General features: G+C 43.4%; 25 protein-coding genes. 16 read left to right on the top strand and 9 right to left on the bottom strand.

Translation table 11 applies throughout. The features are described 5' to 3' along the window. Positions 1-112 precede the first annotated feature (112 nt). The 10 genes from OGM63_RS19055 to OGM63_RS19010 all read left to right on the top strand — a co-directional run bounded on the left by OGM63_RS19055 (position 113) and on the right by OGM63_RS19010 (position 6,340). Entirely contained in the window at positions 113-985 is an 873-nt protein-coding gene (locus OGM63_RS19055; RefSeq protein WP_263747231.1) for a bifunctional DNA primase/polymerase, read from the top strand. Positions 986-1,078: 93 nt separating this feature from the next. Further along, positions 1,079-1,459: a hypothetical protein gene (locus OGM63_RS19050; protein ID WP_263747230.1), complete on the top strand. Its 381-nt coding sequence runs from the start codon at positions 1,079-1,081 to the stop codon at positions 1,457-1,459. Between the two features lie 313 nt (positions 1,460-1,772). Further along, positions 1,773-2,123 (top strand): DUF4326 domain-containing protein, encoded by a 351-nt coding sequence (locus OGM63_RS19045; protein ID WP_263747229.1) that lies wholly within the window; start codon positions 1,773-1,775, stop codon positions 2,121-2,123. Positions 2,124-2,486: 363 nt separating this feature from the next. Beyond that, positions 2,487-2,918, top strand: a complete 432-nt coding sequence (locus tag OGM63_RS19040) for a hypothetical protein (RefSeq protein WP_263747228.1) — start codon at positions 2,487-2,489, stop codon at positions 2,916-2,918. After that, positions 2,854-3,585 (top strand): hypothetical protein, encoded by a 732-nt coding sequence (locus OGM63_RS19035; protein WP_263747227.1) that lies wholly within the window; start codon positions 2,854-2,856, stop codon positions 3,583-3,585. Before OGM63_RS19040 ends, OGM63_RS19035 begins: the two co-directional genes overlap by 65 nt. A 120-nt stretch (positions 3,586-3,705) precedes the next feature. Further along, positions 3,706-3,900 carry a hypothetical protein gene (locus OGM63_RS19030; protein WP_263747226.1) on the top strand — a complete coding sequence of 65 codons (195 nt, stop codon included), beginning with the start codon at positions 3,706-3,708 and terminating at the stop codon, positions 3,898-3,900. A 68-nt stretch (positions 3,901-3,968) separates the two neighbouring features. After that, positions 3,969-4,541: a siphovirus Gp157 family protein gene (locus tag OGM63_RS19025; RefSeq protein WP_263747225.1), complete on the top strand. Its 573-nt coding sequence runs from the start codon at positions 3,969-3,971 to the stop codon at positions 4,539-4,541. Then, positions 4,538-4,846: a hypothetical protein gene (locus OGM63_RS19020; protein WP_263747224.1), complete on the top strand. Its 309-nt coding sequence runs from the start codon at positions 4,538-4,540 to the stop codon at positions 4,844-4,846. The genes OGM63_RS19025 and OGM63_RS19020 overlap by 4 nt, the downstream gene beginning before the upstream one ends. A gap of 335 nt (positions 4,847-5,181) precedes the next feature. After that, positions 5,182-5,997, top strand: coding sequence for a DUF5895 domain-containing protein (locus tag OGM63_RS19015; RefSeq protein WP_263747223.1), 816 nt, complete (start codon positions 5,182-5,184; stop codon positions 5,995-5,997). Between the two features lie 112 nt (positions 5,998-6,109). Next, positions 6,110-6,340, top strand: coding sequence for a hypothetical protein (locus OGM63_RS19010; RefSeq protein ID WP_029630809.1), 231 nt, complete (start codon positions 6,110-6,112; stop codon positions 6,338-6,340). A gap of 68 nt (positions 6,341-6,408) precedes the next feature. On the opposite strand, the gene OGM63_RS19005 is transcribed toward OGM63_RS19010, so the two are convergent. After that, positions 6,409-6,612 carry a hypothetical protein gene (locus OGM63_RS19005; protein ID WP_263747222.1) on the bottom strand — a complete coding sequence of 68 codons (204 nt, stop codon included), beginning with the start codon at positions 6,610-6,612 and terminating at the stop codon, positions 6,409-6,411. Between the two features lie 141 nt (positions 6,613-6,753). On the opposite strand from OGM63_RS19005, the gene OGM63_RS19000 reads away from it, so the two are divergent. After that, on the top strand, positions 6,754-10,521 hold the full coding sequence (locus OGM63_RS19000; protein WP_263747221.1) for a hypothetical protein: 3,768 nt from the start codon (positions 6,754-6,756) through the stop codon (positions 10,519-10,521). Between the two features lie 271 nt (positions 10,522-10,792). Here OGM63_RS19000 and OGM63_RS18995 read toward each other — a convergent pair whose 3' ends face one another. Beyond that, on the bottom strand, positions 10,793-11,824 hold the full coding sequence (locus OGM63_RS18995) for an NADP-dependent oxidoreductase (protein WP_263747220.1): 1,032 nt from the start codon (positions 11,822-11,824) through the stop codon (positions 10,793-10,795). Positions 11,825-12,046: 222 nt separating this feature from the next. Here OGM63_RS18995 and OGM63_RS18990 point away from each other — a divergent pair, with 222 nt between their 5' ends. The 3 genes from OGM63_RS18990 (at position 12,047) to OGM63_RS18980 (ending at position 15,963) form a co-directional block, all read left to right on the top strand. Then, positions 12,047-12,862, top strand: coding sequence for a ParA family protein (locus OGM63_RS18990; RefSeq protein WP_263747219.1), 816 nt, complete (start codon positions 12,047-12,049; stop codon positions 12,860-12,862). Further along, entirely contained in the window at positions 12,859-13,992 is a 1,134-nt protein-coding gene (locus OGM63_RS18985; RefSeq protein WP_263747218.1) for a ParB/RepB/Spo0J family partition protein, read from the top strand. Before OGM63_RS18990 ends, OGM63_RS18985 begins: the two co-directional genes overlap by 4 nt. A 261-nt stretch (positions 13,993-14,253) precedes the next feature. Then, positions 14,254-15,963, top strand: a complete 1,710-nt coding sequence (locus OGM63_RS18980) for a DEAD/DEAH box helicase (protein ID WP_263747217.1) — start codon at positions 14,254-14,256, stop codon at positions 15,961-15,963. A gap of 531 nt (positions 15,964-16,494) precedes the next feature. On the opposite strand, the gene OGM63_RS18975 is transcribed toward OGM63_RS18980, so the two are convergent. After that, positions 16,495-17,046: a hypothetical protein gene (locus OGM63_RS18975; RefSeq protein ID WP_318528502.1), complete on the bottom strand. Its 552-nt coding sequence runs from the start codon at positions 17,044-17,046 to the stop codon at positions 16,495-16,497. Positions 17,047-17,591: 545 nt separating this feature from the next. Between OGM63_RS18975 and OGM63_RS18970 the strand changes: the two genes are divergently transcribed. After that, positions 17,592-18,638 carry a hypothetical protein gene (locus tag OGM63_RS18970; protein ID WP_263747215.1) on the top strand — a complete coding sequence of 349 codons (1,047 nt, stop codon included), beginning with the start codon at positions 17,592-17,594 and terminating at the stop codon, positions 18,636-18,638. 197 nt (positions 18,639-18,835) lie between these two features. Here the strand turns inward: OGM63_RS18970 and OGM63_RS18965 are convergent, their stop codons facing one another. The 5 genes from OGM63_RS18965 to OGM63_RS18945 all read right to left on the bottom strand — a co-directional run bounded on the left by OGM63_RS18965 (position 18,836) and on the right by OGM63_RS18945 (position 23,465). Next, positions 18,836-19,912 carry a putative endonuclease domain-containing protein gene (locus OGM63_RS18965; RefSeq protein ID WP_263747214.1) on the bottom strand — a complete coding sequence of 359 codons (1,077 nt, stop codon included), beginning with the start codon at positions 19,910-19,912 and terminating at the stop codon, positions 18,836-18,838. A gap of 3 nt (positions 19,913-19,915) precedes the next feature. After that, complete coding sequence (locus OGM63_RS18960; protein ID WP_263747213.1) at positions 19,916-20,608, bottom strand: DUF6753 family protein; 693 nt, start codon at positions 20,606-20,608, stop codon at positions 19,916-19,918. A gap of 385 nt (positions 20,609-20,993) precedes the next feature. Beyond that, on the bottom strand, positions 20,994-21,890 hold the full coding sequence (locus OGM63_RS18955) for a nucleotide-binding protein (protein ID WP_263747212.1): 897 nt from the start codon (positions 21,888-21,890) through the stop codon (positions 20,994-20,996). Positions 21,891-21,894: 4 nt separating this feature from the next. Further along, the gene (locus tag OGM63_RS18950) at positions 21,895-22,344 is read right to left on the bottom strand and encodes a hypothetical protein (protein ID WP_263747211.1); all 450 of its coding nucleotides are present in this window, start codon (positions 22,342-22,344) and stop codon (positions 21,895-21,897) included. After that, positions 22,341-23,465 carry a ParM/StbA family protein gene (locus OGM63_RS18945; RefSeq protein ID WP_263747210.1) on the bottom strand — a complete coding sequence of 375 codons (1,125 nt, stop codon included), beginning with the start codon at positions 23,463-23,465 and terminating at the stop codon, positions 22,341-22,343. Before OGM63_RS18945 ends, OGM63_RS18950 begins: the two co-directional genes overlap by 4 nt. Before the next feature lie 588 nt (positions 23,466-24,053). On the opposite strand from OGM63_RS18945, the gene mobV reads away from it, so the two are divergent. Beyond that, a complete protein-coding gene (gene mobV, locus OGM63_RS18940; RefSeq protein WP_263747209.1) occupies positions 24,054-25,673 on the top strand; it encodes a MobV family relaxase in 1,620 nt (539 codons plus the stop codon). A 32-nt stretch (positions 25,674-25,705) separates the two neighbouring features. On the opposite strand, the gene OGM63_RS18935 is transcribed toward mobV, so the two are convergent. Next, on the bottom strand, positions 25,706-25,892 hold a 187-nt coding region (locus OGM63_RS18935; protein ID WP_263747208.1), incomplete at its 5' end, for a hypothetical protein.

Raw genomic sequence — 25,892 nt, 5'->3', positions numbered from 1 at the left:
CGTCTGAAGATGGAACAGAAATATACAGATCCATGCTAATAGTTACAGCAACCATGAGGCGATGTGCCAAAAAGCTAGAAAAACAGCCCCCTTCAACCAATGACTCAAAAGAGTGATTCAACAACTTTATAAAGAATTAAGCTCACTCCCGACCGACTGGGGGTTAGTTCCTGTTTCAGGGAAACAACCCCTTGGAGGAAAGGGCTGGAATAAGCGTCCTTATACTCCGGCGCAGTTAATCCAGTGGCTTGCCAATGGTCATCACTGCACCGGATTTGGCTTGCTGACTGGCACGGCAATCGAGTCAGGGCGCAACTATCTGCTGGCACTCGACCAAGATGGCGCAGCCGCAGCCGAAGTGCTGCTCGTACTGGCACAAGAAAATCCTCTGCCCGATACAGTCGCCTTCACGTCTGGGCGACCGGGGCGTTGTCAACGGTTGTTCAAGGTGTCAGCCGATATAGCAGAATCACTCTACTCTCGCAAGCTGGACATGGGGCTGGAATTGCGGTTTAAAGGATTGATGTCCGTCCTGCCGCCATCAATTCACCCTATCACCCACAAGCCTTACAGCTGGCTAAAGAATTGCAGTCCTAATGAAAGAGCGATCGCCTTTGCTCCAGATTGGCTGATACAGTTGATGCTCAAAAAGCAATCCAAATCCCGTGTGCCAGTCAAAGTGTGCAGACATCCTCACACCACGCAACCAGCACGACAAGCTACGTACCGTCACATTGCTATGCTGCTGTCGCGGCTTCATCCCCACCGCGCCGACGACTACCACGACTGGATTCGCGTAGGAATGGCGCTGTACTCCCACTCACCAACACTGCTGCCTTTGTGGTCAGACTGGAGCCGACAGTCGAGCAAGTATAAGCCGGGAGAGTGTGCTTACAAGTGGTCAACTTTCAACCCCACCAGGATTAGTATCAGCACACTATACTATCTAGCCGAAGTTGATTCGCCTATGCGTTACACAGCTTAAATTTCTCACCCACAACACTCAGTTATGCCTTTAAGTTCTTCTAAAGAATCGCTGACGCTCATGAAAAAGTGAAATTAATTTGGTTCTACTACTATGGCACCTCGTAAATCCACCACCACCGCTATTCAGTCCATCGATACCTCCGCTCTCGGTGAATATAACACATCTGACTACTGCGAAAAGCAGTATGCCACGGTATACTACGCTTTGCGCGAGTTGCAGGGGTTGTCGGTGAAGCGCTCTTTAGGGGATTCCTTCTCTTGGGATGAACTCAAAGAACGGTTTACTGAAGTTTTCGGCACTATTGAAGAACGGCGCTATTCCCTTGAGCAGTTGCTGGAATATGCAGGGCGTAAGTTCGGTAAGTCGCTGCAAGATTTACAGGAAATCAACGACCGTTCTTGGGCGCGGCGCAAGGCTCGTCAAGAGCAGCAGAACAACGTTGTAGAACTTCCAAACACTGCCGAGTTCTAATCTAGTTGTCTAGTTACTGTATATACAGTAGCTAGACAATTTCTTTCCTAGGTAAGGTCGCGTTTTAATCAACATTATTTATAATTTTTTTCCCATAAATTCAACTGAATACTAACAATAAAAACAAATTCAGCTTGATAAAAATTTCAGTAGCTCACGCTTATAAAGGTGGTGAAATATTTGCAATTTTGCGTTATGAAACCACCCATTAATATCTACTCAGGCAGTGCTGATTCCCGGGAGCGCTGTCCCAGGTCATATTACAGTAGGTAGCATGAGAAACTTGTCGCCTAAGTTAGGCTTTGTTGATAGAATGTGTGATCGTACATCACGCCTCGGCAATCCGTTTGATATGCAAGGAGATGAAAGCTTACGCGATGCGGTATGTGATGCTTTCAGACAATGGCTATGGCAGAATATTAAGTTAGCCAGTACTGGCAGTAATGCAGTGGTTGACCCCAGTGAATGGAAACTACCAGTTGCTAAACAGGAGTGCCGACTCACAAGTGCTCAGGTGTGGGAAGAATTAAACAAAATTGCCAATCTCGTAAGAGCAGGTAGTAATGTGCGACTGTTGTGCTGGTGTAAGCAACCAAATAAAAATGTCCGATGTCACGCAGACACAATTAAAGCTTGCATCGAGTGGATGATAAATAACAATTAGCAGCAAGTAATTTACGTCTTATCACGCGCTCCCAACCAGGAGCTTTATTTTTTATATGATTCTTAAAGTTTAACTATTCCATGCTCACGCTTCATAAGGAGTGAAATTTATCGCATATAAGTCCTATTATTGGTCACTGCGATCGCATCTGCACTTTGTAGTCCAACCCCATAACAACTGGGCGCTAGAAATTGCTTTTACATCCACCACCGAAGTGTGTACCCCGTCGCAGCCACGCCGACACGATTAATAAGTGCGTAATCATCATAAAATAGCGTTTTTTAACAGACCAGCAATAAATTTTAATATAAAGATTGCAGCCTCACGGCTGGGAGAGGGAGAGGTTTTTCCTATCTTCCATTTATGCAACAACTAGAACTTTGGGACTTGCTTTCCCAGGTAGAAAACAGCTCTCAGGAAATAAAGCCGCTGCTTTTCCCCAATCCCCGCAAAGCCGAGAAACTACGCGAATTGGCTGACAGCATGACCAAGGCGATCTGCGCTTCGCAGCAGCGCTTCGCTATCGCAGCAAAGAAAAATTCACCCATCGCTCAACTTAACCCCACTCGCCGCCGCGCCCGAATTGCCGACTCGCTCTATCAAGAAGGCTTGAGACTGGAGCAAATTCAATTCCTGCTTTATGCGCTTGCCAACAGTGCAGAACTTGGGAACCTGCCCCGCATCAAAAGAAGGAATCACCGCCAAAACCCAACTGGAAGTCCTAGCATCCATGAGCAAGGACAGTTGGAGCGACAAGGATATAGAAGACGTATTCGCCTCCGACGGTTGGTATAAGGAGTGGGTAAAAAAGCTTAAAAGTGCTGGCATCCGCACTCCCCAACAGTGTAAATGTGCGATCGCTGCCCTCAAGGAGTTAGGTGCGGAACGTCCCAAGACTACCGAGGAAACTGAAGCATTAGAAATCAGCCAACTTAAGCGAGAAGCTGTGTGGCAGAAAATACCCGATTATTTTCCCACACCGCAGCATCTGTTGGAGCGAATGATGCAACAAGCTTGCCTCGAACCGGGAATGCGCGTGCTAGAACCAAGCGCCGGTTCCGGGTCGATTTGCTTGTCAGTCAGGGCAGCTGGCATTGAACCCCATTGCTTCGAGGTGTCGCCAAAAGTGCGAGAAATCCTCACTCGCCAAGGATTTAACTTAATTGGTGAGGACTTCATGGAAGCCACTCCAAAACCAATATATCAGCGCGTTATTATGAACCCGCCGTTCAGTGTTGGCAACGATATTTATCACATCCAGCAAGCGTTTAAATGGTTAGTCCCCTCAGGACGACTAGTGAGCATTGTTAGCAACTCCTACACCTTCGGATCAAAGCAAAAATATCAGCACTTCCGCTCTTGGTTGCGTTGTTTGGGAGCAACGGAGTTCGACAAAAGGTGCAGGTTCTTTCCTCCAGTCAGATCGGCGGACAAACGTAAACACCAGAATGCTTGTGATTAATAAACCCTTTCACGAATGAGGAAACCATTGCAAACAAGAGTAATGGTAACACTCCAAACACAACATCAACCTGAAAACCGCTCACGCGCTACTGGGGGTGATGTTTGAGGAAATTCCATCGTGAGCAATACCACATTAACCCCGCTTCAACAAGCTGAACTATCAAGCTGGTTCGACCAACTCGAACAACAATGGCTTGCTGCCATCCAGCAGCCTAAATCCGCTGAAGCTATTGCCTTAGCCGAGGCTGAGGCTGCTTGGGAGCAAGAACGTCAGTATTACCACGATGCTTACCTGTATTCTGACCGCTGCTAAACCATCAACAAAACTGTTGCAACCAAAACGCCCCAATTGCTATGGAACCCTACCTATTAAGGATACCAATGACAACAACCATTGACATCAACCATGCCAGCCTTGCAGTGCTATCAATCACCAGCGCCCAATTGTGGTCGGAGATTGACAATTGTGAGGGCGAATTAGAGTTACAACAGTTGCTGCATGACCAACTTAACGTGCAGCAAGCAACAGAGGCAAAAGTAGACGCGATCGCCTACGTCGCTGACCAGTTAAAGCTAGACCTGGAAAGCTGGGAAGCACGGCTAGAAAAGATTGTAGAACTGCACTCTACAGTTATCCAACGCCGTCGCAACCAGATAGCCCAAATAAAGGGGTATCTCCTGAAGTTGCACACTTCGGGAGTGCTAAGTGAGCAGGTAGCTGGAGTTGAACGCCGTATCGACTTTCAAAACAATCCGCCTTCGGTTGTGCTGTTGGTTGAACCGAATGAACTGCCAACACAATATCAGGAAGTCAAAGTTAGTGCCAAGTCTAAGGACATTCTAGCAGCACACAAACGCGGCGAGGACGTGAGTGCGATCGCCGAAATTGTTACCGCAAAGCACGTCCGCTTTCGACACATGAAACAGTCTAAGTCACCACGGAGTAAAAAATGAACATCAGCAAAAGCACAACTATCACAATCACACCTAGCAGCTATCTGAGTTGTTTCACCAATGAAAACTTGGGAACAGCAACTCTATATCTAAATGGTTCTAGCGAATCAATCGCCATCCAATTCAACCCAGATAATCTGCCAGTGCTGGAAACCCTGATATCAGAGCTACGAAAGCTAGAAATACAGTCCCAGCAATTGAAATTGCAAGACTTGCAGCATCAAATCTCTCAGCTTGATCTGTCGCTTAACAGTAATGTTAACGGTAACTGTAAAGCAATTGTATCTGCGGGTGAGTCTTTCTAGCAATCACCATTGGAATCATAATGCGCCTAAGCTATAGCCTGAGTGCGTTATGGTTCCACGGATTTCCCAAACGCCATCGTTCCCGAATCAAAAAACACTCTTCGTCCATAAAAATGATGGTTACAGCTATCTACACTTGACTTGGCCGTTTTCCTTCCAACGCTAATAGTCATATAGTGGGGGCAAAAATACGGTGTTTTACCTGAATCCCATGCAGAATAACTAGAACAGTTGCAAATACATTTAGTAGAAAAAACAAGAGCGCACCCTCACAACTACAAAATACGAGTATTGCCCTGACGGGCAATTCTAGGTGTAGTTTTTTTGAGTCGAAGATGGAACTTGACCAGTTTACACTAGAGCAATTTACAGGAACGCTATCGAGTTTTCCTTCCTGTCAAATTCTTAATGATAAAGACCCAAAAGTAGTAGGTCTTTTCATTAAAAAAGATAATCTAGACTTAATTGGCTGGGAAGGGGAACCAGCTACCTACGAACACACCTTTAGCAGCGGCACGGTTGAAATGGGGTGGCATAGTAAATCACCCAAGATGCACGTTCTCGCTATTTCTCCTCGGTTTATAGAATTAAGGGAAACAAAGGAGATCGTTGGTAATTATGAAACTCCTTCAGGCTTCAAGCTTTACAAAGAGCTTGGTGAAACAGCAGCCCTCCGCAGTTTTTATCTGATTTACGTACTGGGTAAAAATAACGAAAACTTGCACCAAGTACCACTGGTATTAACCATTTATGGCGTTGCTGCCGCACGGTTTGGCAAAGCGTACCAGCAATTCAAAACGAAGATGGAAGTGGCATACAGCAAAGCGACGAAGAAAGGCTACCGCAGCTTAAATACACAGTTTCATTGCTTATGTGTCTTTAATCCCACATTTAAACCATCCCTGGAGCCACCTGATGCTCCTAAGAAAAGCTGGGTAGCTATCCCTGAATCAGTGGCAATGCCAGAACCAACAGTTTTAAGCATTGGCAAGTTCATTTGCATGGATAAAAGTGAAGAACTATGGAGTCTAGCTGCATCAAGCACTGCATTCACACACAACATTAACATCCTCAAAGCAGCTGAAGAACCAACTGTATCTAAATCTGAATTGCCACCTCATACAGTTGACGTAGATTCAATTCCTTACTAACACAATTCCTGTTCTTATTATCCCACATAGCTCACTGGTGTTTAATCCAGTGGGTTTTTCTCTTTTTCTCAAGCTCACGCTTGCACGGTGATGAAGTTTCATTTATGACTCCATGTATCCCGAATATTTTGAAGAATTCCATTACGTTGTGCAAGACCGAGAACCAGTTGAACGTGAAATTCCCCCTCTTGAAGAAAGGCTAAAAGACCAAAACCTCTGGCAAAGCAGCGATTGGTGCTGCTATGACCGGGGAAAACGTCATGGGGACTTTGGCATTCCCCAACAATGTCAAAATCCTTTCTACCTTTTGGGCTATGCCAAAGGATACGAGAAATATAGGTAACACTAATAGTTTAACCAGCCCTTACTTGTAAGGACTGGTTAAGTTTTTTAAATACAGCCTTCTAGCACTTAAATCTCCTGCCATTCCTTAATTTCTGCAAGCTGTTTTTTGGCAAAACGTTGTTGTTCTTCAATTCTTTGAAGCCGTTCCTTCTGGGTTTCATATACTGGAAAGTCATCAGCCTCCATATACCCCTCACTCATGAGTTCTTCAGGCATCAAACCGCGCATAGACTGCTCGCTAGTCAATAGTGGTAGTTTTTGGTTACTCATGGGTTTGCAACACTCGGCAATCTTATTCTAACTTATGTCAAGAATAAAACAATTTTTTTAATTTACCTACAAAGGCAGATATCAATAGCAAATTATGTAATCCAATCTGGATATAAATATGTTCACACTTTTAGATAAACGATGACTCTAACCCTCAAACACTTTGATACAAAGCTAAAGCTTGATACTGGGGTAGAAGAGAAGATAGAAAATTCCTTGGCAGAATACTTGTATCCCGATGTCGAATTTGCCATCGGCACAGTTTACCCAGGTTCTACAACAGCCCAAGACTTGGAGGAACATGAGGGCAAGACGCTACAGTTCGCCGCTGGGGAACGAATGTATTTTGCCAGTGACGATAAAGTGCGCGATGGGCTTCGCCCCGCCAAGGGCGATCGCATTTACCCCAATGCTTCAGATGGAGCAGCTTACGGCTCACTGCTGTTTACTCCTTGTCGAGACTTCAAGGAACTTAAAAACCTACGCCTGATAGTGATAGACGATGCAACCGGGGAAAACGGAGGCTTTCTGCCACTGGATGTAGCAAAAAACCTAGTAGGTGACTGTTACGGCAAAATTAGTCTGGACTTGGCAGAAGAACTTACAGGCAACAGCAATACTCCATTCCAGTTTCGACTAGGCATCAAGGAACAAGAGAAAAACCCTGTAGCCCGGATTGCTAAAGGAACATTAGCTCCCTTTAGACTTGAGCAAGTAGGAGAAGCGTTAATTAGAGATAACGGCAAAACTGGTTACGACATGGTGTTAGCAACATCTTCCTTCAAAGGTAGGAAAGGGGAAGATGCTATTACACCGGGGGAATATAACTTAACAGTCGGCTTAGGAATCAAAACCCTGGCTGAGTATGGCAAACATAGCCTTGGTACGCAAATACTGGTCAATTACCCTCGTGCAGTAGAAGCCGATATGCTACCCCGGCTAGAATTGGATGCGATGATTTTAGCAAACATCCAATCAGATCCTCGCAAAATTGCTCAACATTACGTTGAAACTTACGAACGGCGCAAAGCATTTGTTAATGCCGAAGGAAAGTCCAAAATTTTAGACTTTGAAGGCGATTTAGCTGAAGAAGTTGAATCAGTTTTCAGCAACTTGGGGGAAAGCGGTGAACTTAATCCAGAACAACAGCAGCAACAAGACCAATTAGTTTATCGCTTGATTAAAGCAGATTTAGAAGGTCACTTCCAAATACTGGAACATCCCAAAATTACTGCCGAACTGCAAGAATTTGTTCGTGCTTCCTGGGTGGATATTGCTACTGGTCGGGCTATCAAATTCAATTCTGGACTGGCTCAACCGAGTTTGAAGCTGGCTGAGAATGAAATCTGCGTTCCTTATATTCCCGAAGGAGAAGAAATCATTGTCACTCGCTCTCCCTTAGTCAACTCTAATGGGGTAATTGTACTTACTAATCGACACCTGCCCGAAGTTATGAAGCTTTCTGGGACAGTACATATTAATCCTAAAACCGCTGCTGATAACTTGCAAGCTGATTTCGACGGCGATCGCTTGGCATTTGCTCATAAGCGTGATTTTCCTACTCTAGCTGCTGAAGTCAAGGAATACAATCTGCCAGCCAACCGCTATCCCGATGTGGTCAAAAAACCTAAAGTCCCCTATCAAGGCACTTTTGCAGAAATCGCCGTCAGCGCTATGGAAAATAAAATTGGACTTATTGCCAACGAAATTCAAAAAAACGTAGCGTTGCAATGGGAAACTCAGCTAATGCCCAAAGAACAAGAATACGGGTATCTTAGACGCATATCTACTCACTTAAGTAATGTAGAAGCTAAACATAAAAACGGCGAGATTAAAATTCCAGAAAAAATTTTAAAACAAATAGCTCCCATTGCTAAAGTATCAACTAGCCTATCTACACAACAAGTAGAACAAGGATTGAGCGAGGTAAGAAATTTATTGCGTTCACTTGTAGGAGAACTTTCAAACGAGTTACAAGTAGCCGTAGATGGTCCTAAAAGCGCACTTCGTCCTGATGAATCCATCCTCAAATACTGCCAGGAGATATGCAATTATAACTCTGTTGTCTGGTTAACTGATAAGAAAAACCCAGAGGCTTTTTTGAATCGGGGAATGAAAAGCACGAACCATAGTCCTATTGACTTGATGGTAAAGCAGACTAATCAGCACTTTGAGGAAAACCAACTCATTGCCCGACAACTAGAGCAATTTAGAGCTTTATATCCTGGAGTTGAGTTTACCCAGGAACATAAAGACCAAGCTACCACTATTAAAAATACCTACAACGGTTTGATTAAAGAAGCTATTAGATTAGAAGAAAAAAGAAAACTAGAACCGGGTCCAAGTCTAGTAATCACATCACCAACAAGTGGTCGGCAAATCGAAGTTACTAATTTAATTAAATTTGATACGTCTAAAAATCAGCAATTATGGAAAGCCACGGAACTAGATATTAAGTTAACAGACCACAAAGCCACCAAGGATATGCCTCAAACACTAGCTGCCAATATTATAGTCAAAGACCCTAAGACGGTCGAAAAAACAAGTCAAAGTATTGGCACGGTGTCTGTTGCCTCCGTTCGTGAACATAATCTCAAGGCTGGCATGACAATCAAACAAGGAAAAGTCTCCTTCCAGCCTGGAGTCAGCAAGAGTATGGTAGAAGCTGCCTTCTCAAAAGCCAGTGAATACCTGGAAACGGTAAGAAACTCTACATCTGAATCCGAAAAACTTCCACTTGCAGCAGCTCTCCACAATATTACCCATACTGAAGAAAGTCATTTGTACCAGGGGCGTAAGAAAGCCAGTGTAGCGTTTGCTGCTTTCCCCGACCAAATTATCGGACAACTAAAGGAATTACAATTCACCAACCTTTCTGTAGTTGGCACACACCAACCCAGCAGTGAACACAATGGACGCAACTGGCACGGTGAGAAAGTCCCCATTAAAATTGAACTGGATGTTGACCCCCGCGACCCCAATATCTCCCAACGCTGGGTGGTAGCAGAAGGCAAGAAGCTGGCTATGTTTAATAGCGAATCACCCCAACTGCCAACTGGCACAGAAGCTGTGGCAACAATCACTTCTCCCCCCAGTGCCTCAGTCATTATCACTTCCAGCAAAGGCAATCAGTTAAAGGTAGGGCAGATTAAAAAGTATGCTAAGAGCGATCGCTTGTTTCAAGGTGAATTATACACTATCTCCATTGAGTTAAAATCCAACTCTGACCATCGTAAACCGCCTACGCCGCTTGCCCTAGTTAATGGCAAAGCCTTGGGGGTTATTGATAAAGATTCGTTTGCAGTACTGAGTGAAAAGGTGCAAGCCGCTAATCAATCGGTAGAAAGCTTGAAATTTAATGCCACCATTCAATCTGCCCCGGCAACAACCGCCCATCTAATTATTGATCCAGCGACTGTCAGGTATCCCGAAGAGTGGAGAAATAAAGATGCAACTGCAACCCCAAAAAGTGAAATTATTAAAGCTGAACTCGAAAAGGAAGCTCAAGGTGTCAACACCAACACTCATACAACGCAAAAAAGTGAAATCATTAAAACTGAACCCTTAATTGACATCACACCAACGTCCAATGAACCCACAGAACCTAACCCCACTCCAACTATAATCCGTGAAAAATGGGAGCAAAATTTAATCAACGCCAGCCTCAAAGCGATTCGTGCCTTGCCTCATAATCAAAATGCCATTATTCAAACGGCGAACGTCGGCAGCAAACACACTGCTATTTATTCAACATCAAACAATACATTGCAAATCATTAACGATCAACAGCAAGTAGTTTACCAAGCTACAAGGGATCAAAAAGCCACAATTAACCACCTCACAGAAAAGCAAAAATCTTATTGGCAATCTACCACAAGTAAAAATCAACAGTCTCAATCCGAACGCTAATAAAACGCCAATTAAAATTGCTCTATGGTTTAAATCCTTTTTGAGGCGTTGGATACCTTTAGGCAATAGTACAAACGGAAATAAACCTACTATCTCAAACATCCAAAAACTTTGTATTTCAAGCTTTTTGAATGCGTGAATTCCCCATAAAGCTTGCGGCATAGCAAAAGAGTGGAGACGCGGAGCGTTAAGTTAAGTGTTGGGTGAGCGTATGAGTGTGATTGAGAAGGAGAAGCGGTAATAAGCTCTTCTAAACGCTCCTTATAAACTTTCAGGTAGGTTCATTTGAGACTTTAATAATCAATTTTCCCTTCTTGTTACCGTCGAAAAGTTTTAGGATCGCCTTGGGTGCATTTTCCAAGCCTTCGACAATCTCAAGAGCATATTTAATTTTCCCCTGATTTAGCCACTGTCCAATCTCCGTTATCGCTTCATGAAATCGGGGTACATAATCCAAGATAATAAATCCCTGGACGAGAGCGCGTTTCATAAGAATTTGGCTGTAATTATATGGACCAGGAACACGCTCCGAAGCATTATAAGTTGAAATTAAACCGCATAAAGGAATCCGTGCGTGCAGATTAATCTTGGTTAGCACAGCATCAAGGATTATTCCACCAACATTATCAAAATACACATCAATTCCATCGGGACAAGCTTGAGCTAATGCTTTTTCTAAATCCCCAGTTTTATAGTTAATTGCTGCATCAAAGCCAAGTTCTTCTGTAAGCCAACGGCATTTTTCATCACTGCCAGTTATACCGACTACACGACAACCCTTAATCTTGGCAATTTGTCCAACAATGGAACCAACTGCTCCTGCTGCGGCTGAAACGACCACAGTTTCTCCAACTTTTGGCTGTCCTATATCCAATAGCCCAAAATAAGCTGTGCAACCAGTAGCTCCCAGTGGTCCGGTAAATGCGGTGAGCGGACAAGGCAGAGGATTGGGTAATCGCGTGAGAGAAAAGCCACTATTTCCTTCAGCAATTCCGTAATCTTGCCAGCCAAGCATACCCGAAACCAAATCCCCCTGTTTAAATTTGGGATTCTTTGACTCTTCAACTACACCTATAATACCGCCGCGCATAACTTCTCCAATTTCAACAGGAGGCATATACTGCTCCACGTCGCTCATCCAAATGCGATTTGTCGGGTCTAGTGACAGATATATAGCACGTACCAGCACCTCACCTTCTTTTGGGCTAGGGATTGGCTCTTCTCGGTACTCAAAATCGCTTTCTTTAATGTCGCCCACAGGACGAGCTGCCAAACGAAACTGTCGATTTATCGCTTTAGTCATAAGTTTTTTGTTGATAAGATGCGGTGCTTCAATGTTTGGCGTTGGTGATATGAATTTGTTTCACGCAGAGTCGCAGAGTCGCAGAGAGTAAAGGTTTAAGATCCTTGATTTTTATAGTTTCATACTTCAATTCAGCAACGCCCAATGTTCTCTTTATCATATATCGATATATGATGCCCCGATTTCGATATATGATGCTGAAATAGCATTTAAATAAAAACCATGCAAATTCGACTAGCTGTAATCAGCAATGCCGGTGGCAGTGGTAAAACTACACTTTCAGTTCATTTAGCCTACGAATTGGCAAAACGCTCCTTATCTGTAGCCCTCATGGATCTTGACCCCCAAGGGTCTTTGACACTATTTTGTGGTTTGTCTCCCCCAGAACCAGAACATACGCTATCTGCTGTATTGCAAGATAACTTTGACGGGTCTTGGCCCTTAACTCCCTGTTGGACAGAACATACAGATAAAGTCGTTATTTGTCAAGGTGGGATGGTATTGACGCAAACGGCGGATGAGCTGGTACTCCACAAACGAGGAGCTTACCTTTTGGGTGACTGCTTAACTGATCATCCACTGGATCATGACCTAATTATCTTTGACTGCCCAGCTACCCTCGGTCCTTTGCCTTTAATGGCTTTGGCTGCTTGTACGCATATAGTTATTCCCGTGCAACTAGAGCCAAAGTCGATTCAAGGAGCAGCACATTTACTTGAGTGGTATTACTACCATTGTAAGCACCTACGCTTAAAACCGACTCCAGAAATAATCGGATTTGTCCCCAACCAATATGATGCCCGACGAGCAACACATCGGCAGATGTTGGCTGCATTGCCATCTCAGTTAGAGCAAATGAATATTCGTGCATTTGGTGCTATTCGCGATAGTGCTGAATTTGTCAATGCCAGCGGACAAGGCTTGCCGCTACATATTCACCGTCCCAGCCATCCTGCTAAAAGTGATTTTAAAGAAGTTGCTTCATACGTTGCAAATCTAATTGGAAATCAAAATAAGACAAGAGGTAAGAAATCATGACTGCGCGTAAAGCTCCTGACCTCACTAATTATTTTTCAGCAGCCAAGCAGTCTCAGCAGTTATCTGAAGCGGAGGAGGAACTCCAACGATTAAGAGCAGAAATTGAAGAACTTCGTTCGGAGGGTGCGGCTGAGTTGGAAGAACAGCTAGCTACACTGCGATCGCAACTCCAATCACAATCAGGTATACTTTCAATTTTAATTGAGCAAATTGAACCGAATCCAGAGCAACCCAGACAGACATTTTTGCCTGAAAGTATCGAATCCATGTCACGTTCCTTAGCGGAGGATGGACAGTTACAGCCAATTATCCTAATTCAGCGTGAAAATCTAGTACTATTCGATGGAGAGCGACGTTGGCGCAGTGCTAAAGCTTTGGGTTGGCAAAATCTTCAAGCTGTGATAATTCCAGAACCTGCTAGCTTGCACCGCAAAGCGCTACTGACATCGTTGCATCGAGAAGACTTAAATCCCCTCGATAAAGCTGAAGCGATTGTGCGGGAATTGGCTAATAATACTGACTTAGAGCAAGTGGACATTCCCCGCATTCTTTCAACAGTCGTGCGTCGGTTAAATGCACAAAAAAAGATGAACTCTGTTGTAGAACTGATGACGGTTGAAAATGCAGAGCAACAGTCAGGTTTAGTGGCTTTGGGTTTAAGTGACTCTGAACAGGCAGTTTTGGGTTTACTGTTAGATTTACAGCTTAATCCTGCCTCCATCGATGCCAACGTTTTTCCGATGCTGTCTCTAGCATCCGACCTCAAAGTTGCCATCAGAAGCGGATTAAAAGGGGTTCATGCAATGGCACTACAAAAACTTTCACCCAAAAATTTGGGAATTACAGAAGAAGAAGCGCACTTAATTAGGGTTACAACGACGCAGAAAGTTATGACAGAAAAGTTATCTGCTAGCGCTACCCGAAAATTAGTAACTGAAGTGATAGCAACACATGCACTGTCATCATCAACGTCTGAAGCAAAGATTAAACCCGTGTCACAGTCTTGCCGTCGGCTGCAAAAACTCTCCCTTGAATCGTTGAAGAAAGCTGAACGAAATCAACTAATAGAGTTTCAAGAAGTCCTGCGTCAAAAGCTAGCAGAAATTGAAGAAGTTTTGAAACAAAATTGATTTCTCACGAATGAGCCTAATTGTTGACAAATTTAACCATATTGCCATTACCCCCTCAAGGTTGGGAGATGTCTGGACACTCCGAGGACAACCTCATACAATACCTCAAGGGTAAAAACGAAGAACATTCTGGCTTTTTAGGGCAGGAAAAAGCGTCAATTCTCAACAACATTTCTGGAATTAACTGCCCCAAAAAGCCAAAGTTGTCCTCGAAGTGGAGAGTTCAAATGAAGCGGACACGCTCGTTATATATCTGGGATTATGGATACAAACTATACATTCAAATTTAACTCCTCCACAGCCTTAGAAGCACTCAAAGCTGGTAACTACGACCCATTCAACTTCTACGAGGCACGTCTAGACCTCTTCAATCTGTCCATCATGGCAGACTATGACCAACTAGTCTGCCTGCCGACACTTACTGCCATTGATAAATACTGGTATCAAATTGAGACAGCCCGAAAAGTACTCAGACAACTTGGGGGACGTGCATTATTAGCAGATGAAGTTGGATTGGGCAAAACTATAGAAGCTGGACTAATAATAGCTGAATACCTGGCAAGAGGCATGGTAAAATCGCTGCTGGTACTGACTCCCGCATCGCTGGTTTCCCAATGGCAATTGGAATTGAATGATAAATTTAACATCACCAGTATTACAACAGACGATCGCGATCCGCAACAACAAGTAGAAGAATTCTGGACAAATAATCCTCGAATTATCGCTTCCCTCAACACGGCAAAATCTGCCAAACATTTTTCTCACGTCACCAACCGCACTTGGGATTTGGTAGTCGTAGATGAAGCACACCACCTGAAAAATCGCAGTACCCTTAACTGGAAACTTGTCAACGCTCTCAATAAGCGATTTATCCTCATGCTGACTGCGACACCAGTGCAGAACTCGCTTGTGGAATTGTTTAATCTCCTCACCCTTCTTAAACCGGGACTGTTGCAAACCGAAGCTGCTTTCAAAAAAGAATATGTCGATTCTAAAAATGGACGAGTCCCTAAAAATCCCGAAAAACTGCGATCGCTAATGCGGGAAGTTATGGTGCGAAATACCCGCGCACTTGTAGATGTCAAACTACCTAAACGCTTTGCTACCACAATTACCGTTACCCCTTCTGCTGGGGAACAGAAACTTTACCACGACTTAAGCGAATATCTGCGTTTATCTGATGATAAACTCGATAGACTCTCCCGCACTAATTTACTAATGCGGGCTGGTTCTTCCCCTGGTGCTTTGGCTGACTCCCTCAAACAACTCACCAAACGTCTACCCCATGAAGAACTCAAATCTCTAGCAAGACGTGCTGCTCAAGTTAAACAGGTGGAGAAAGCGAAAGCATTGGTAGAAATGCTCACCAAATCTCGCCAGAAAACGCTAGTTTTCACTACTCACAAAGCAACCAGTGCTTATTTGGCTCAAACATTAAGAGCCGCAGATATACCTTTTGCAGAATTTCAAGGTGGGATGTCTCTCAAAGATAAAGATGCTGCGATCGCTTCGTTCCGCGATACTGTTTCTGTACTCCTAGCATCGGAAACAGGGGGAGAAGGACGTAATATCCAGTTCGCCAACTGCATCGTCAATTACGATCTACCGTGGAACCCGATGAAAATTGAACAACGCATTGGTCGCATCCACCGCATCGGACAAACCCAGGATGTCTTCATCTTTAATTTTTGTCTCAAAGATAGCATCGAAGAATATATTTTGCGTATACTCCACGACAAAATTAATATGTTTGAGTTAGTTGTAGGAGAGATTGAAACCATTCTGGGTAACGTAGATGATGAATTTGACTTTAGTGAAATCGTTATGGACATTTGGTTGAAGCACCAAGCAAAACCAGAATTAGATACAGCTTTTGACCAATTAGCGGATAATTTATTAAAAGCCAAAGGACAGTACCAGCAAACTCAGGAACTAGACGAGCAGATTTTTGGTGAGGATTTTGAGGCGTAAACTACTAATTATATCATGACAGGCTTATTAAATATATTGTAAAGACGTTCCGGACCGAACATCTATGAGCGTTGGTTACGATGTTTTTATTAGTGTTAATTAACCGGACATGATATTACCAACCCGTGTCTACTTGGAACGTATTTTTGTATAAGGTATGGAAAATTTTCCATACCTTTATCTGCGTGCGAGTTGGTCGGTAATTATAAGCGGTAAGCAGCAGATTGCATTGTCGTTATTTAATTAGGGGTTCTTCTTTCATATCCTTCGCAGTCGGATTACCTATCGGGACTTAGACAAAAAACAACGAGAAAAAAGCCTCAAATCTCTAAAGGGGCAAGGGATATACCTCAAACCCCAAAAAATCGCCCAAACCAAGATATATCAATAAAAAAAACTAAATCGAGATTAAATGATTGGTGTGTATAGCTTTGAGGTTTATTTTCCATAAAAAATGTTTAAGTCCCGCTATAAGTTATGGAGAGAGGAAAACGTACCATGTTTGAGTTACACCATAGGAAATGGCATCAACTATAGATTGTTAATCTGTAACTCACACTGTTGGAAAATATAGTTAACCGCAGCAAACAACTTATCTAATTCTTCAATTGTATAAAGATTTCTACTTCTGGTAAAAATATCTACATTTAGCTTGCCAAACTGCCATACTTTCCCATTAGAAACAATCCCAAAAACAGTCTTTTCTAAATCATCATTAATCCGTTGCACTGCTATCATTTCTGCAAGACACTGACCCCATCCTTCTTCAAACTTGTCTTGTTTTGCCTCAACTGCCAAAAAATAAGGCTTATCAAAAACAATAGTAGCGAGGGGATTTCGCTGCGTCACTATATAATCAGGAACTCCTGATAAATCTTCATCGTAAATTAATGTTTGGTGACTCCAAAGCGTTAGTTTGTTCCGATAAAATTTCCATACTTCTTTCAAAACAGGATAGATGAGATTTTCACAAATAGCAGATTCGGAATTGTCAATAACTCCATCTGTGAATAATAAATCTAGTTCGGATTTGAAATCATCTTTAACTGGAAATTCTGTTTCGAGAACAAAGTTAGTTTGCACATACTTTATTTGAAACTTTTTAATAACTGCGCTAAGACTTTTGTAACTGCTAAATGGCATGGTAATTCACCTTTAATTTAAAAACTCTGCTCTGTACATGAACGTAAGTAGCGTATTTCAAATAATTTTTAAACTTACATTACTAACGTAGCATTCATACTCCAAGACCGCCGGAAGATTACCTATTTAAAAAATCTCACTAGGCGCATATAATACAGAGGGAAGAAGTAGAATTTAAGGTAATTTCAGACTAATTTGGGAGTATTTGGTTAGGTGGCAGTCTCTCCAATACCGCTTGGGTAATCAATGGTGCCTTCAGCAGTGCTGGCAATCTTGTCGGTTTGCACTCGTGGCGGCACGCGATCGCATTGCTCTTAATTTATAATTAACAAGCGAACAAATAAACAGATTCAAGCCAATTATTAACAACCATATACCGCATAAAGGCAGTGGGGATTAGGAATTGGAGAAGAGGGTATATGTAAGAATTCTTGCAACATGATTTTTTCTGACGCTGTTCCCAGTCCCCAATCCCCAGTACCCAAATGATATCAGATCCGATTCTTTCAACGCTATCAAAATTGGTATCTCTGTATGATGGTGTTGCCGAACCTGATGGTGATAACCAGATGATGGTGATGTTGACTGCCAACATTGCCAAACAGTTGGAATTGCCCGAAGAAGTGACACTTTCCACCAAAGCTGATGTAGACAAGAGTGTATTTGTCACCTACCACTCAGAATTGCTGAGTCGATTTTCGCGGATTTTGGGAAATCGGGGAACAGTGAGTGCGATCGCTATCAATTACGATGGCTACCTGAAAACCAGCGGATTCGAGAAACAACTTCTGCAAACCATAAAACCCCACAACGGCTTAATTCGTTTTCTAGAAGCAAAACCGGAGACAACCCGTTATTTGTGGTGTCATGTAGCGTATACTGCTGAAGCTGATGAAAAAAGAGTCGGGATGGTTTCGTTCATTATCAACGAACTAACTTTAGTTACACCAGTTGATATTGGTGATGCACTATTTTGGGAATCTGACCGTATTGTGGTGGAACATCCAGAAGCAATTTCAGAAAGAAAGAGTGAGGAAATTTCACTGATTATTGAACACACTTCTGCTGAATTGGTACAATCTGACCTGAAAAATTGGCAGGCGAAATTATCTAGGGCGAAAGCTAGAGATGAAGAGCGATTAAAAACATATTACAACACTATAGCTGTAGAAATTCAAAATCGAATTCAATCCCGACAAATGGAGGGAGAGGGGAAAGAAAGAGAATTGGCTCGGTTGGATGCTACTAATAAGGAGCTAGAACGGAAATTGGCTGACTTGGAAGAGCGGTATTCTCTAAAAGTGTCAGCTTCTTTATATAGTGTGATGGTAATTCACTTGCCTACAGTTCATATTGAATGTGAATTGGTTCGCAAGAAAATCAAACGCACCGTCACTGCTGTTTGGAACCCTTTCAGCAAAATTATTGAGCCATTGCGTTGTGAGCGAAGTGGTGTGCCAGTTTATGAGTTTTACCTGGATGATATTAATGCTCAAATTATCGCTGCGACTGCCTGGAATCAGAAATTGTGAAACAAATAACAGAAAATATTATAGAAGCGCTGCTTGGGTAAAACATCAAAAATCCCAATCTTTTTCTTCTCAAGATTAATGGTAAGCGTACTAATTGTTTCGATAATAAATTATTAATCAAGTGTGAGCAAACATAAAGGAAAATCAACCACCAGTCGCGTAAAAGAAGAGTGGAAGTTTTAGAAGAGTACGTGCTTTTAAACAACTCGACGAGACAAATAGCGATCGCGCACTCTCTGTTTCGCCATTCTTTTCGCTTGCCGTTTCGTCCACTTGGGTGTAGGCTTAAGGTCAGGCACATTCTCAAATTCCCTCAAAAATTTATTACTCCCTATAATCCGACTAACCAATGCAGCAATGGTTTTACAACACGAGTGGGGATGTAAAACAATCTGGGCTTCACTAAACCGAATAACTATCCAGTTCCCCTCGACAAAAAAAGAATTGCGAATCGCATCAGCTTGTTGGTCGATGCAGTGGGTGGGACGGCGCGATTTATAATCATATGGCTCATCAATTTCACAATCAATGCAAACGCCAATTTCATCAAACACAATCGCAAAGTCAATGCTATAGGCATACTCTCTGCCGTTGATGGCGAATGGGAACTTTAGCTGAGTCTGCACTCTTCCTGGAAAATATTGCTCTAAGACTTTGTTAAAGTCACGTTCACTTGCACCAACTATCGCATCACTTACACCTGATGGTTGCCTGACTTGTTTATTGAGCGCTTTTTTTAGTTGCTTGAGCTTCTGCAAAGAGGCTGACTCAGATGAAGCAGAGCGAACTGCAACTGTATTTACTGTACTGGCGGGGGACTCTCGCAGAGTAAGGGACTTGTTGGATGTATAATCAAGCGATGATCCCAACAAGTACGGTGCAATCGCGTTGCGCTGCTGCCAAAGACAGATCGCCCACCCACTACTGTAGCCAATTAATACCAGCGCACCCCAGTTGCCAAAAGCATTTAGCAATGCTGTTAACGCGGCATAACTCCAAATAATGCTAGGGAGTAGCACAAGAATATGGCGCAAGACGACCCACTTTAACTGTACTCGCACACTTAACCACTGCCGATTTTGGGTAGTTTTAATGGGGCTACGCGGGATACGGTTCGGTAATTGTTCACGAATTGAGCCAACCGCATACCAGTTTTCTCGCGACAACTCTCTTGCCAGCGCTGCCTCCCCAACTTCTGCACCAACACTCGTACTGTAAGCTGCCATAAAATCAAGCAAGAGTTGGGGCAGAAGTATATAAGAATACGTACTCATAACTCAGCGCTGCTCAAACTTGCGCTCGTTCGGGGGAACTGCCCACACAACACAAAACCCGCTATAAGCTTTCCTGCCATCCAGGTTTAACGTAACTTTCAACCGCTGGGGGTCTTTTAAGCACTCTTTGGTGTCCAAGTACCCAGCATTCCAACGCATTAAATTCCGGGCAAACTTTCCTTCACCCGAAGAAGCCCACCGCAGCGCTTCAAGCTGGTTAAGTGTTAAAGAAGCATTCGATTCTACGTAACCCCCACCCTGCAAGCCCTGCAACCAAGGAGGAACCGACATACCCAGAATAAATCCCAAGCCCAAGATAGACAGCACTAGCCCAGCAGCGGGAAAAATAGAGGTGAATAAGCGCTCTGCCTCTTGTTTTTCTGCCCTAGAAATCAGTTCACCAGCTGCTTTGGCGATCGCCGCTTTCTGTCGCTCTAAGGTAGCTGATTCCACTAACTCTAAATTACGGGCAAGTTCACGGCTCCAATTCTTAAATAGCTGCTCTAAAGTATCCGGACCATCAAGAAGCAACACTTCTAACCTGCCCGTTGCGGCTAGAATGAGGAATAAGGGGTCATCAGGTTCTAACCCAGTCTTATTAACAATGTCCAAGACTTTGCCCTTAAATTCATCCCCGTAGCCAGAGAGCGCAACCTCTAATCGACTCTTAGAAACTGACTTTTCGCTTTGCTCCATAAAAGTTATTTATAGTTGACCAACACAACAAGTGAAAAAGCTACATTTGGCTTTCTAAGGCACATAAGCGTAAATAAATCTCACTTTCGTGTTTTTACAGCAATTTTCATGTATTTAGACCACACTTTTCTTCCTTTATTTCTTCCTTTGCGCGGCAGTCGCTACAACGGGGGGAACCCCCGCAACGCGCTGCCTTGCCTTTGCGATTTGCTAAAAATAATGTGGTTCATTTAGGTGAAAATCGCTGTAAATTATTCGTAGGCAAGTGCGGATCTAGATGTGACGAAAGTGAGATTTATTTTTATGGTTCCCCCTAAGAACTGCACAACACCTTGTCAACACGCACTGCTGCAACGCCTTGGTGTTCATTTCCTGCTGTTTTCCATCATGGCAATAGCCCCACTTTGTCCAACTCGCCATGTGCCTGTTTCAAGAATGAATGCACCCGCTGAGTTCCCAGTACCCCCAATTTCTGAGTGTAATTTTTTGCAGCAGCAAACGTCAGCTTTTCTTCTAAAAGGATATCCCGCTCTCGAAACGACAGTTTAGGAAAGACAACTTCCTGGACTTTATACTTAGCGATCGCACTTTTTAATTCTGGCTTTTCTAATACCCGCTCCCACTCATCACACATTGCGTAGTTCTTTACCAAAACATGAGTAATAGTATCCTTAAACTTGTCGAGTGACTCAATGAATAACTTTACACTGTCGTATGCTCCAGTACAAACGAACCATTTAACCAAGCGCACGTCATATTGAACACCGACTTCAAGAACACTGTTGCGTGAAATCCATTCGTTGACGAGGAGATAAACCTGCGCTGGGAGATTAACAACCACTGATTGAGTTAATGCCAAATTAAAAATCTCGTCAGCATCATAAGATTTTTTCTCATTTTCACTAAATGAGGCAGTTTTGGCTTTATTTGGGTATACTTCACTCACATCGGCATTTGTGCGATCGGCATCCACTAAAGTGACGGACTTTCCCGTATCAATGCAATACTGCATCAAAGTTCTGGCAAATAACGATTTCCCAACCCCCCCCTTCTCCCCATCGATAAGGTGAATTTTAGTTGGAGTTTTGGGATTTACTAAAGCTTCTTTTGAGCCATTTTCTGCATTCAGTTCACTTATGGGAATAACGCTCGTTGCAGCTCTATATTCTTGATGTTCCTGATGCTCCTTCGCTTCAGCTAAAGGTTGCGACGTTTTCGGATTTTCTAGTTTCAATTGCTCAACAGGCTTATCCATTGGTTCCGTCTTTTTTACTCGTGGCATTGTCTTATCCAAAAAGTTCTTGACTATCTAAATACAAATTTTTTTTCGAGTTGCCTGACAAATTTACGGATTCTTCCCTACCCTCAGTATTCGTGGAGATATTCTTAACAGTTGGTGGCATGTTCGCATACACCACTGGAGTCATCACTTCTCGAAAAGTTGAGTTCTGGACAGTTGGACTCTCTAACCGAAATGCAGCCCTCAGATAGCTGATATGTTTCTCCAAAGCATCCACACAGCCGAGTGCAACTAACCGCAATTCCTCTGGGGGTAAACTCCCTTGTTCTTGGTAAGCCAATGCTAACCAGCACATTGACAAAGTTTCTAGCACTGTTTTCTTCAGCACCCGCATTTGAGAACAATTAAGATAAGTCAAAACCACTCCATCAGGACTATCAGCATAAGGCGTGTATCTCAGGATCAGGTTTAACCTTTTTCTGGTTTGCCCACTCATATCACTGCCGCCTCCCGTTCTTGGAGATAAAGAAATAACCCGAATCCATCCAGCAGTCGAAATGCCAGCGCCGTCGCATTGGGATGATCTGCAAAGAAAATGGTTTGTACCTGCTTCATCAATTCATCTCCCCAATATGTTGGTGTACTGGAGAAATACCCTTGCAATTCCTTTTTGAAGTAATGTGCTGCACCACCACAGAGAATAACCTCTCCCACATTCAACTGGGGTTGTAGCGTTGTATCCAGCCATGCACTCAGCCGTCGCCAGTATTGGGTCCGTGACGATGCGATCGCACTGATAATTACCCTCACTTCTTCTGCCCGACGATGCTCATCTCGACTTTGTGCCAATGCTGCTATTGCGCTTTGGCTCTCATTAATCGCAGCACCTGCACTAAAAATTGCTTTCGTGAGCATGTCCGCACTTTGTCCACTTGTTCGCCGCACTACCATCTCAACCATTTGGTGAAAGCCCAAATCTGTTGTAGTGGTATGAATATGATTCAACTTGCCCTCTACAAATACCAAAGCACTTGTGTTTCGATGCCCAAACATTAGCGTGGCAATTGAGTGGGAACGAAACCAATCCAGCCCTTTGGTATTAAGCCGGCTCATTGCTAGTCCACTCCCTTCGGGACGGCATTCAAAGTGTTCTAACTTTACCCGTAACCGCTCATCCCTAAATGTGTAATTTTTCAAACTTGCCCGCAGCAGCCGTTCAAAGCGTTCTCTATCTGGATATTCATTCCAAGGCAACAACACTGCCAACGATATAGAAAACTTTGTTGGCAGTCCCAAAATTTGCTTAATTGCTCCAACTGCTGCCAACACCTTGTACACTGCTCGTTCGTACTTTAGTTCCCGCATCCCGGCATCTGCTAAAAACTCCCGTGCAAGACATCCCACCACAAAACACTTGTCATTTACTACCCCCCAAGCTTCTGCTTCCGGGCGGGGATTACCAAGGCGGTTCGATACGTAGCTTTTAAGCGCCTCATGTGTTACTAATATTACTTCCGGTTGCATCACGAGCAGAGTTGGTGTTTTTTCGCCCCTAACTTGATAGACTACTTTATTCAATGAAGCACCAGGGTCAAAACTCATTGTTAAGTCTGCCATTCGTTTGTCATGTCTCTTATCTTTGTTCCCACCTATTCATTGATAACTTGCATGACTTTTCTTTTACCTCAGAATAAAGTTAGAGGTACGCTACGGAATTGTTTTTGTATTTAAATTTACTTTACTCTTGACACTATTGTTATTTTTTGTTTTAATATGTCGCCATTGTGTTCTATTTGTGTTTAATTTTTGATTTATTATTGTTCTTAATCTGTCTATAGGTTGACTTTTCATTAACTTGATTGTGTTTTAATTGTGAAATTACATAATTGCTTCTCATATCGTTCATTCATACTTAATTAACCAACACAGCAACATCAACTTTTTGATATTTACGAAACACATATTGGTCACTTTTTTCACTCAATTATCTTATACTTGTCATTGGCTTTCGATTAGCCTTAAACTAGTTTGTGGACTCACTCCACAATTTTTGCCCTCACGGGCATCGCTTTGCTAAAATTGTTTCGTTCGCTTCGTTTTTCCAACCACCTCAAAACCAAGCGCAAAATTCAACCGTAGATAGAGCCATTGTGGCAGTATGAGCGAGCATCTTGGATATAGAAAGAATTGCTTTAAGCATATTTCATGGCTTACACGGTTTGTCGCATCCAGAAAATAAAGGATTGGGGAACTCTGGTTTCTAGTGAACTACACACCACCAGGGAGCGGGATACGCCCAATGCAGATCCAGACGTACATAACATCCGCCTAATTGGAGAAAAATCAGATCCAGATTTGGCGACGATATTCAAAGCGAAAATTGGCAATCAGAAGATTCGCTCCAATGCTGTGCTGGGTGTTGAATTTGTCTTGAGTGCCAGTGCTGAATACTTTCGCCCTGACGATCCATCCATCGCCGGAACTTATAACCAAAAGCGTTTAGACGACTTTGCAGATGTAACGTCAAAATGGCTCAAACAATCTTGGGGCGATCGCGTTGTCCGCTGTGAGTTACACTTAGATGAAGTTACTCCCCATATTCACGCCTACCTGGTGCCACTGGACGAACGAGGCAAGCTCAACTGTCGGGCGCTATTTGGTGGAACCCGGAAAAGGCTATCTGAACTTCAAGACAGTTTTGCAGCTGCTGTTGCCCCATTGGGCATAGAACGGGGCATTAAAGGTAGTACTGCCAAACATACCGAGGTCAAAGAATATTACGCCAGAGTTAATCGCCAATCCCTCAACTTGGACTTGGAACAAACTTTACCGACTGCCACACAAACCCAGAACGCGATCACTTACCGAGAACGTGTCAAGGAAACTTTGCAACCATCCCTTGACATTATTAACCACCAGCTATCAGATCGCGCTACGGCATTAAAGCAGCATCACGATATGGAGCAAAAAGCAAGAGCATCTGAAAAACAAAGGCAGAAGCTGGAGCAGCGCGTACTGGAATTAGAAGCAGAAGTTTTTAAGTACAAGGAAGAATTACAAGTGCTGCGAGACTTGCCCCTAGAAGATGTTGCCTACAACTTGGGACTAGATCCAGACTACAAAAATAAGCATAACTGGGAGGGTCACGGTAACATTATCAGCATTACCGACTCCAAGTTTTACGACTTAGAAGGTGAGCAACGCGGTGGTGGTGCAATTGATTTGGTGATGCACGTTGAGGACTGTAGCTTCCGACAAGCTGTGGTGTGGCTACGCGATCGCTTTGGAGAATCGGGGATAATAGGTGCCGTAACAAATCATACACTTAAGCAAGCCCAACAAATAGCGTTCGTAGAGCCAGTTCCAAAATTTACGCCCCCAGTGCCAGATGAGAAAGGGTGGCAGGCAGTGCAACACTACCTAACGAGGGAATGCAAACTTCCTGAAAATTTAGTGCAGACTCTGCACAAACGCGGATTGGTTTACGCTGACTCTAAACAAAATGCCGTGTTCATCATGCGCTCTCTGGATGGGGATGTGACGGGAGCTTTCTTGAGAGGAACAATGGGTAAGGATAACACCTTCATGGGTTTAGAGAAAGGCACTAAGCGGAACGCTGGTTGGTTCTACGTGCGAAGCGGTGGAAAGAGTGACGATCCGATTCAAAGAGCGGTGCTAACCAAATCCCCTATAGATGCTTTGTCTGCATCTGTGCTAGAACAGCCGCAAGGCCATAGAACCCTGTACCTTGCAGTTGATAGCACTCGAAGCGTGCCAGTGGAGTTTTTGAGAAAGATACCAACGGTGGTTGCTGAGGCACGATAATGATGAGAAAGGAAACGAAATGGCAAGACTTATCAAGCAGCTTTTGCCACAAGGAACGCAGGCTCAAACCAAAAGCCAGGGATTGGAACGAGCAATTGCATAAGCGTCTCTACTTGAATACAATTAGGCGACAGCAGCAACCACTGACCGAGGTGTAATTGAACTGCCATTGTGGGGAAATGCTCAGAATCGCCCCTATTAGCTTTGACGATAAATGCT

It is taken from the genome of Plectonema radiosum NIES-515 (genome assembly GCF_025753815.1).
Taxonomy (GTDB): Bacteria; Cyanobacteriota; Cyanobacteriia; order Cyanobacteriales; family Nostocaceae; genus Hassallia; species Hassallia radiosum_A.
The sequence above is the reverse complement of the archived record's forward strand: the minus strand, read 5'-3'. Positions and strand labels throughout refer to the sequence as shown.

Excerpts from the sequence above, each read along its gene's own strand:
- OGM63_RS19025 (WP_263747225.1), top strand. The coding sequence starts at position 3,969 with ATGACAACAACCATTGACATCAACCATGCCAGCCTTGCAGTGCTATCA.
- OGM63_RS19000 (WP_263747221.1), top strand. The coding sequence starts at position 6,754 with ATGACTCTAACCCTCAAACACTTTGATACAAAGCTAAAGCTTGATACT.
- OGM63_RS18995 (WP_263747220.1), bottom strand. The coding sequence starts at position 11,824 with ATGACTAAAGCGATAAATCGACAGTTTCGTTTGGCAGCTCGTCCTGTG.
- OGM63_RS19010 (WP_029630809.1), top strand. The coding sequence starts at position 6,110 with ATGTATCCCGAATATTTTGAAGAATTCCATTACGTTGTGCAAGACCGA.
- OGM63_RS19040 (WP_263747228.1), top strand. The coding sequence starts at position 2,487 with ATGCAACAACTAGAACTTTGGGACTTGCTTTCCCAGGTAGAAAACAGC.
- OGM63_RS19015 (WP_263747223.1), top strand. The coding sequence starts at position 5,182 with ATGGAACTTGACCAGTTTACACTAGAGCAATTTACAGGAACGCTATCG.
- OGM63_RS18955 (WP_263747212.1), bottom strand. The coding sequence starts at position 21,890 with ATGCCACGAGTAAAAAAGACGGAACCAATGGATAAGCCTGTTGAGCAA.
- OGM63_RS19045 (WP_263747229.1), top strand. The coding sequence starts at position 1,773 with ATGTGTGATCGTACATCACGCCTCGGCAATCCGTTTGATATGCAAGGA.
- OGM63_RS18960 (WP_263747213.1), bottom strand. The coding sequence starts at position 20,608 with ATGGAGCAAAGCGAAAAGTCAGTTTCTAAGAGTCGATTAGAGGTTGCG.
- OGM63_RS18945 (WP_263747210.1), bottom strand. The coding sequence starts at position 23,465 with ATGGCAGACTTAACAATGAGTTTTGACCCTGGTGCTTCATTGAATAAA.
- OGM63_RS18965 (WP_263747214.1), bottom strand. The coding sequence starts at position 19,912 with ATGAGTACGTATTCTTATATACTTCTGCCCCAACTCTTGCTTGATTTT.
- OGM63_RS19005 (WP_263747222.1), bottom strand. The coding sequence starts at position 6,612 with ATGAGTAACCAAAAACTACCACTATTGACTAGCGAGCAGTCTATGCGC.
- OGM63_RS18950 (WP_263747211.1), bottom strand. The coding sequence starts at position 22,344 with ATGAGTGGGCAAACCAGAAAAAGGTTAAACCTGATCCTGAGATACACG.
- OGM63_RS18970 (WP_263747215.1), top strand. The coding sequence starts at position 17,592 with ATGATATCAGATCCGATTCTTTCAACGCTATCAAAATTGGTATCTCTG.
- mobV (WP_263747209.1), top strand. The coding sequence starts at position 24,054 with ATGGCTTACACGGTTTGTCGCATCCAGAAAATAAAGGATTGGGGAACT.
- OGM63_RS18990 (WP_263747219.1), top strand. The coding sequence starts at position 12,047 with ATGCAAATTCGACTAGCTGTAATCAGCAATGCCGGTGGCAGTGGTAAA.
- OGM63_RS18980 (WP_263747217.1), top strand. The coding sequence starts at position 14,254 with ATGGATACAAACTATACATTCAAATTTAACTCCTCCACAGCCTTAGAA.
- OGM63_RS18985 (WP_263747218.1), top strand. The coding sequence starts at position 12,859 with ATGACTGCGCGTAAAGCTCCTGACCTCACTAATTATTTTTCAGCAGCC.
- OGM63_RS19050 (WP_263747230.1), top strand. The coding sequence starts at position 1,079 with ATGGCACCTCGTAAATCCACCACCACCGCTATTCAGTCCATCGATACC.
- OGM63_RS19035 (WP_263747227.1), top strand. The coding sequence starts at position 2,854 with ATGAGCAAGGACAGTTGGAGCGACAAGGATATAGAAGACGTATTCGCC.
- OGM63_RS19020 (WP_263747224.1), top strand. The coding sequence starts at position 4,538 with ATGAACATCAGCAAAAGCACAACTATCACAATCACACCTAGCAGCTAT.